Below are 7,953 nucleotides of genomic sequence, written 5' to 3' on the forward strand. Positions count from 1 at the left end.
ACTAGTTATTGGGGGCGGTGCATTACTGAAAGTCAGACAGAATAAAGAGCAAAGCTATCTACAACTGTTTAGAGACCGAAGAATACCCCTACCTCGCTTTTTTGATCTTAAACAATGGTTCTCTAAAAAAATTGGCAAAAAAGATGACAAAAGTTATTTCAACCAGTTTTTTCAGTCGAGATACATGAACTACCCTTCGGTAGGACATTACATCATTAATCCTGATGACTTGTTAGAGACATCCTCAGTTATTTACTGCTCGTGTGGAGGAACAAGCAGTTTCCCGACATCAGCCAAAGAACAGGCAAAGACTGCATTTGACAAAGCTAAGTTTATTTACGTTCGAGACCAGATTGTGCGGGAAAGATTGCTTGATTGCGGTGTGACAAACGATATTCATACTGCACCTGATTTAATCGTCGCTCTCAGTGACTTTTTCGATCCCAAAGTCGAGAGCAGAAAAGGAAATGAAATTCTCAAACGGAATAGGGTCGATCTCAAGCGTCGAGTATTAGTTTTCCAAAGCTACCCGATGAATAGTAGCGATACTGCTAAAATTGTCGAACAACTCAAGCTTTATAGTCAGAGGCGCGAAGCGGAAATTGTTCTGATGCCTATTGGATATTGCCATCAAGACCATACCTATTTACGCCATTTAAACAAATTATCATCAGGAGCTTTTAAATACATTGGGGTGAACTCAATCTTTGAGATGATTTCGGTAATTGCTGCCAGCAGTACTTTTTTTGGCACCAGTATGCATGGTAATATTACAGCCTTCTCTTTTAATAAGCCATTTCTAATCGGTCCAACCAACCGTCCTAAGCAAGCTGGGTTTCTCAATATGGCGAATTTAGATCCAGCACTAGAACTCAAAGAATGGTCACAAGCCAACGATTACTTGGATCTAATTGAAAGCTGGGGGACTGAATATTTTAACCTCCGCCTCTGTGAAGCAAAATCTCAGGTATACCAAGTGGTTACAAAATTACTCAACTCGTTAGCACAACCTAGTCAAGATGTTCAAAACAATTGATTTAGCCAAACAGATTCTACCCCAATTCTGTTCGGAACCACGATTTTTGTTTGAGACTTGGGAACTTTCCTATCTCCCCATCTCTATAAATAATCAAAGAGATAATTAGTACTTTCAGAAATAATAATTACCATGCTCGACATAATTCAGCCAAAAATCAGGAAAATAATCAGGAACATAAATCGAATCAACGATAATAACTTTATTGGGTTTGATAAATATGCCAAAAAAGGAGCTTATCACTGGGAAGAATTAGCAAAAGACAAATATTACCGAGCAAAAGTCGAAATAGTTAGCTCCTATTTATCAAATGAACATATTTTATATATCAGTAGGAACTCCCAAAATTTTAGCGCCATTCAATTAAACCTTAAACATTAAACGATGAAACTAACCGTTTTTATTCACACCAATGCCCAACAGTATGTGGGGGCAAAAGTAGCAGAATACGCTCTCAAAAAAATGTCGCCCAATCGTGATAAATTCGATGTCAAAATCCTGCACCTAGAGGACTATCCTTTTCTATACGAGCGTGAAGGTCAATCCCATCTACGTGGTGGCAAACAAGTAATTTGGCATAATTGGGATCTTCAGTCTTTTACTCCCCTGCGCTTTCTTCCTCCCCAACTGATGAACTATCAAGGAAGAGCGATTGTAATCGACCCAGATATTTTTGCCTTAACTGATATCTACGAACTGTTAACTCGCGATATGCAAGGTAAAGCAATCTTTTGTCGCAAAATATTTCCAGCAGATCAAAGTAGAGAACCCTATTATGGCACTAGCGTGATGTTGCTCGACTGTAGCAAATTAACTCACTGGCAATGGGAAAAACAAATCGCCGAAATGTTCGACTTCCAGCGGGACTATCAACCTTGGACTCGTTTGTGGATGGAAGCAGAAAACAGCATTGGACTTTTGGAGGAAGAATGGAATCATTTAGATACTCTTAATGAGCAAACCAAACTACTGCACAATACTCGACGGGAAACTCAACCGTGGAAAACTGGATTGCCAATTGATTTTAACCGTCCAAATCGCCAATCGGGAGTTCCCAAAAAATGGGGATTGATACCAGTGCCTTGGATTAGAAGAACAAAAGCCTTTATTCAGGGTACAGAATATTATCCCACTCATATATATAGGAAGCACCCAGATTCTAATCAGGAACAACTTTTTTTCTCGTTATTACGAGAGTGCGTAGTTGAAGGTATATTTACAGAAGAATCACTAGTTGCAGAAATGGAAAATAATCATATACGGAGAGATACCTTACAAATACTACAATATTCGTGAAAATAGTCAATTTATAGCTTAAACTAACTAATATCAATTCAAATTATCGATAAATGGTAAAATTTGTCTCTGAACTTTATAACAAGTACCCAGGCAGCGATATCTATGTTGTGGGAACTGGGGCTAGTTTACGGGTTTTTCCTCTATCTTTTCTGGAAGGGAAGATTGTGATCGGCTTAAACATGGCATGGAAAGTTGCTCCTGTGCAGTACGCTATCACTAATCACCCCGATCTAAATATTCCTGAATTTATGCCAGACGAGCAACCACACCCTGAAATCACTTGGATCTCAGGATATCAGAAAAAAGAAGCAGGAATTGCTTTAAAAGGAGTAGAATCTGCTGAAATGATCGAATATGCCAAAAATAACTTCTATTTTTTCGATCATCTTCATCCCGATCGCCTTAATACTCAAGCTCCTAATTTACCATGCGATCGCGGTAGAGTACTCGAATGGGTCAGAAAACCTACGGAAAATTATTTGTACTTTTGGGGTTCTATATCCAATGCGGGAGTGTGTTTGGCAGCTAATATGGGAGCTAAAAATGTGATCCTGATTGGCTGTGACAATTGTTCGCTGTTGGCTAATCACCATGCTCATAATCAACACGTTCGCTGGAAAGGAGTTAACCCCAATCAGCGATATCGACAATACTATGAAGCTTTAGCCGAAGTACGGACTGAACTGAGAACGAGGGGAGTTAATATTTTAAGCTTAACTCCTTTTGTGAATTTAGCAAAACCTGAAGAAGATTTTGTACGTCTTTGCCAAGAGCTAGATCAACCAAAACTAATCGAAAATAATGTAGATATTTCTCCCAGAATAAGACAAAAAATATACTACGATTATTATATAGGTAAATTCAAAAAAATTTTAATCAAAGGCTAAAAAATAAAACTGTATTTTAGTTAGATAATTCACTTACCATCAAGCTTATAGAGCATGAAAAGAGATAAGATTGCCTGGAAATCCCAAGGGGGAATCAAGTCAGCTAGCTTTAGATATCGCGTTTTGTTGCCCTGCAAATATTTAAAGCAAGAAGGCTGGTTATGTGAAATATTTCAATCTAAAAATATAGATCAGTATAAAATAGTTATTTTCCAAAAGCTATATGACGAGGAAAGCTTTGAACTAGCAAAAATGCTTAAAAACCAGGGTGTAATAATTATATTCGATCTATGTGATAATCATTTCTTTTATCGACTTGAAGATCCATCGGCTCTGGCTGAAAGGACAGAGAAATTGCAGAAAATGCTCGATCTTGTAGACATAATTTCTGTGTCTACAGCAGAATTAAAAAAATTAGTTTGTTCTAAGACCGATAAGATTCCTATAGTGATTGATGATGCGATTGAAATACCTAAAATTAATTCAATATTCCAAGGCTACTTAAAACTTAAAAATATTTTTAGACAAAGATCTAATAGCTCTTTAAATATAGTGTGGTATGGAAATGCTGGTACAGAAAATCCTCCTTACGGCATGATAGATTTGGCGCGAATCTTACCTGCTTTAGAAAAAGTTAATCGAGAAATATCGATAAATTTAACGGTAATTAGTAATTCGAAGTCTAGCTTTGAAAAATATTTTTCTGGCGTTCAATTTCCTGTAAAATATCATCAATGGAAATTGCTAACTTTCCCTTATATATTTAGCAATCATGATATCTGTATTATTCCCATTAATTTTAATTCTCATACTAAGTATAAAACAAATAATCGTCTTGTTTTATCTCTTCTATTGGGCGTAGCAGCAATTGTTGATAAAATTCCTAGCTATGAAGAATTTGATAAGTTTGTGTTGTTTTCTGACTGGGAGATTAATTTACGTAAATATGCATTTAATCCAATTCTTCGTCAACAGCATATCAAGCAAGGTAAAGAATATATTCTCTCTAAATATGATCGCGATCGGGTGGTTTCTCAATGGTCTGCTTTATTTCAAACATTGCTTGCATAATTGAATGTATTTAGTAATCTATCTAATGTTATAAAAACAAATTTTAATTATGATTAATAACTTTATTAATTACGATCTAATCAAATTATTCGATGCACAATCTTTCATTTCAAATTCTCCCTTTCCTTGGTATAATTTCGATAGTTTTTTAACCTTAGAAGGTTTTAAACAGCTATTACAAGATTTTCCCTCATTAGAGTTATTTGAAAAACATGAAGGATTAGCAAGAGTCCATGGTCAAAGATCTCACGATCGCTATTATCTTGCTTACGAAACATCTGTATACCATCAGATAAAGCGTAAGGATCAAGGAATTATTACCTATAAACACTTACCCCCAAGCTGGCAAATGTTTATCAAGGAGTTAGAAACCAGTCAAATTTATCAAAACTTTATTAAATCTCTGTTTAAGGTTGCAGATTTCCAAATTCGCTATGCTTGGCACGTAGGAGTTACTAATTCTGAGGTTTCTCCTCATAAAGATGCCGAACAAAAAGCTGGCACGCATATTTTTTACTTTAATACTAGCGAAGACTGGGACACAACTTGGGATGGTTCGACTTTAGTACTGGGAGACAAGCTCAAAGATGCTATGAATCCAGATTTTAGCGACTTTACCACGGTCATCCCAACTCAATTTATCAATAATCATAGCTTTCTCTTTAAAAATACGCCCAATGCTTGGCACGGCGTTAAACCTTTAAATTGTCCTCAAGGCAAATACCGACGATTATTTAACGTTATTTTTGAGTTTCCGCAAACTAATCACCCTTTATCCTTACCCAAGAAATTTCTTAAAAGAACCCTATCGGGCTTACGCAACTAAGAATGATGTTAACAAAATTAGGTTGCAAGAAATTGCGATCGCCATTATTTAAGATATCAAAAAACAGGAGTAGCCAGTGAATGATCGAGAACGCATACGGGTATTTATCGGTTCTGGAGAAGCTAGTCTTCTAGAAAGGAAAGTAGCGATCTATTCTTTACGCAAACATACCAATAGAGAATTAGATATCTACGTTTTTAATGGTACTCATAATGCCATTGAATTAAACGATCGAGAACCGTTTTTAGCACCGCTGTCCTTAAAGCTCAAATACCATAACATTACCGAGTTTAGCCTTTATCGATATTTAATTCCTCAGCTATGCAACTATCAGGGCAAAGCTATTTACATCGACTCGGATATCATCTGCTTGAGTGATATCGGCGAACTATTTGATAGTCCCTTTGGTGACGGTGATTTTTTGGCGAAAAAAGATGCCTATAGCCATGTAAAATCGGAGCTTTGGGCGCTAAGCGTCATGCTAATCGACTGCGAAAAATGTCACTTCGATTTAGAAACCTACTATCAAGAAATTGCTCAAGGCTTATACAGCTATCAAGACTTTGCCTGCATGAGTCCAGCATTTTTAGCGCACCATCCCTACAAAATTGGCAACCTTGATCCTGATTGGAATGTACTAGATTATGTTGACCAGGATACCAAGCTAATTCACTATACCAACCTTCATACCCAACCTTGGAAACATCCCCATCATCCTTATGGCAAACTTTGGTTTACCTATTTCCATGAAGCGATCGCCACAGGATATGTAACTCAAAAAGACATTGATTTAAGTTTGGATCGCGCCTATGTAAGACGAGACATTATGAATGGCAATTCCCCTTCACTACTAAAACTAGACTATGTCAAAAAATATATCGGCGTGATTAAAAAGTCAGTACGAAAACTTCGCCAGCCAAAATTAGCATAATCCCTAGTACCGCTACGAAGAAGCCAAAAATATTCTATCTTGATAAATTAACTAAAATACAATGTATGTATCCCCAAACCTAATCCAAGTTCATCAGTTTACTAATTTACTTAGGACAGAAGCCGAAGCAATCAATCGAGTAGCTCAACAAATAGAGTTGGAAAAAGTAGAACAAGCATTAACCTTGCTAGCAAAATGTCCAGGCAAGGTGATATTGGCTGGGGTTGGCAAATCGGGAATTATTGCCCAAAAAATTGCTGCTACCTTAAATAGTATTGGTACTCTGGCAGTTTCCCTGCATCCTTGCGATGCGCTGCACGGAGATTTAGGTATTGTAACCGCTGCTGATGTGGCGGTAGTTCTCAGCAATAGTGGGGAAACAGAAGAATTAGTCAGCTTAACTTCTGCCTTCAAACATCGACAAGTACCGATTATTGCTATTGTTGGCAATGTTGGCTCTACTCTAGCTCGCAAGGCAGATGTTTTTCTCGATGCTACCGTAGATCGAGAAGCCTGTCCTTTAAATCTAGCACCTACTACTAGCACGACGGTTGCCCTGGCGATTGGAGATGCTCTAGCCATGACCTTAATGCAGATGCGAGGAATTACCGCCGAATCCTTTGCCTATAATCATCCCGCTGGACGTTTAGGTAAGCGTTTAACTATTAAAGTAGGAGATTTAATGCATTGTGGCGATCGCAATCCAACTCTCGCTCCAGAAGCCTCCTGGATTGAAATCGTCAGTGGTATTAGCTGTGGCGGGTTAGGAGCGGTAAATATAGTGGACGAACTGGGAAATCTACTCGGCTTGATTACCGATGGCGATCTCCGTCGCTGGATGGAAAAAGTTCAACTATCGCAGCTAGCAACCTTAAAAGCCAAAAAACTCATGACTAAAAACCCGATAGTTGTCACCCCCGATCTTCTAGCTTACGATGCCCTAAAAATAATGGAGGAGCGACCTTCACAAATTGACGTATTACCGATTGTCGATATTCAAGGATGCTGTTTGGGTTTGATTCGCCTTCACGATCTTGTGGGGAGTGGTTTGTCATGAAAATCTTAGCCGTAATCCCTGCTAGATATGATTCACAGCGTTTTCCTGGTAAAGTTTTAGCTCAGATTGGCGATCGCCCCATGGTTCAATGGGTTTATGAAGCTGCCAAAAATTGTACTGATTTTAGCAAAGTGATTGTAGCAACTGACAACCAAATCGTTGCCGATTGTGTACGGCAATTTGGTGGAGAGGTAGAAATGACTAGTTCCAATCATACTACTGGTAGCGATCGTGTAGCCGAAGTAGCAGAACGCTATCCTGAAATGACAGCAGTTGCCAATGTTCAAGGAGATCAACCCTTTGTCACCCCCAAAATACTCTCTCAACTTATCAGCCCTTATTTGAAAGGAGAGTCTCCCATGATGACTACTGTTGCCTGTCCTTTGGATCTGGACATAGGCTATAACGATCCTAATATAGTTAAAGTATTATGCGATCGACACAACCGCGCTATTTATTTTTCCCGTGCTTCTATCCCTTACTTTCGCAATACAGTTGACGTTCCTGTTTTTCATCATTTAGGACTTTATGCTTTTCGTCGCGATTTTTTAAATACTTACACTCAGCTAGAGCCAACACCAATCGAATTAGCTGAAGGATTAGAGCAACTGCGAGTGATCGAACATGGATTTGCTATTCGAGTTTGTTTAATCGAAGAAACTTTATTAGAAGTTAATACATCTGATGAACTTTCAAATGCTCGGCGTTTGATAGAGCAGTGTTGAAATAACTTACTGATGTTACGCGCTAATCAATCTGCTGAGACTAAGTAGTAGGTAGTAGGTAGTAGGTAGTAGGTAGTAGGTAGTAGGTAGTAGGTAGTAGGTAGTAGGTAGTAGGTAGTAG

8 protein-coding genes are annotated in these 7,953 nt (G+C 38.1%); all 8 read left to right on the forward strand.

Translation table 11 applies throughout. The annotated features are described in order from the left end of the window. Positions 1–1,036 (forward strand): polysaccharide pyruvyl transferase family protein (locus C7B62_RS22995; protein WP_146132186.1); only part of this gene is annotated, 1,036 nt, incomplete at its 5' end. 384 nt (positions 1,037–1,420) lie between these two features. Further along, positions 1,421–2,332, forward strand: a complete 912-nt coding sequence (locus tag C7B62_RS23005; RefSeq protein WP_106243023.1) for a hypothetical protein — start codon at positions 1,421–1,423, stop codon at positions 2,330–2,332. A 53-nt stretch (positions 2,333–2,385) separates the two neighbouring features. After that, the gene (locus C7B62_RS23010; RefSeq protein ID WP_106243027.1) at positions 2,386–3,222 is read left to right on the forward strand and encodes a hypothetical protein; all 837 of its coding nucleotides are present in this window, start codon (positions 2,386–2,388) and stop codon (positions 3,220–3,222) included. A gap of 54 nt (positions 3,223–3,276) precedes the next feature. After that, positions 3,277–4,293, forward strand: coding sequence for a glycosyltransferase family 1 protein (locus C7B62_RS23015; RefSeq protein ID WP_106243030.1), 1,017 nt, complete (start codon positions 3,277–3,279; stop codon positions 4,291–4,293). Between the two features lie 49 nt (positions 4,294–4,342). Next, positions 4,343–5,119: a hypothetical protein gene (locus tag C7B62_RS23020; protein ID WP_199194343.1), complete on the forward strand. Its 777-nt coding sequence runs from the start codon at positions 4,343–4,345 to the stop codon at positions 5,117–5,119. Positions 5,120–5,195: 76 nt separating this feature from the next. Beyond that, positions 5,196–6,050, forward strand: a complete 855-nt coding sequence (locus tag C7B62_RS23025) for a glycosyltransferase (protein ID WP_106243033.1) — start codon at positions 5,196–5,198, stop codon at positions 6,048–6,050. Positions 6,051–6,111: 61 nt separating this feature from the next. Beyond that, entirely contained in the window at positions 6,112–7,107 is a 996-nt protein-coding gene (locus C7B62_RS23030; protein WP_106243036.1) for an SIS domain-containing protein, read from the forward strand. After that, positions 7,104–7,832, forward strand: coding sequence for a 3-deoxy-manno-octulosonate cytidylyltransferase (kdsB, locus tag C7B62_RS23035; protein WP_106243039.1), 729 nt, complete (start codon positions 7,104–7,106; stop codon positions 7,830–7,832). The genes C7B62_RS23030 and kdsB overlap by 4 nt, the downstream gene beginning before the upstream one ends. Positions 7,833–7,953: the final 121 nt, after the last annotated feature.

Source organism: Pleurocapsa sp. CCALA 161 (assembly GCF_003003995.1).
Classification (GTDB): domain Bacteria; phylum Cyanobacteriota; class Cyanobacteriia; order Cyanobacteriales; family Xenococcaceae; genus Waterburya.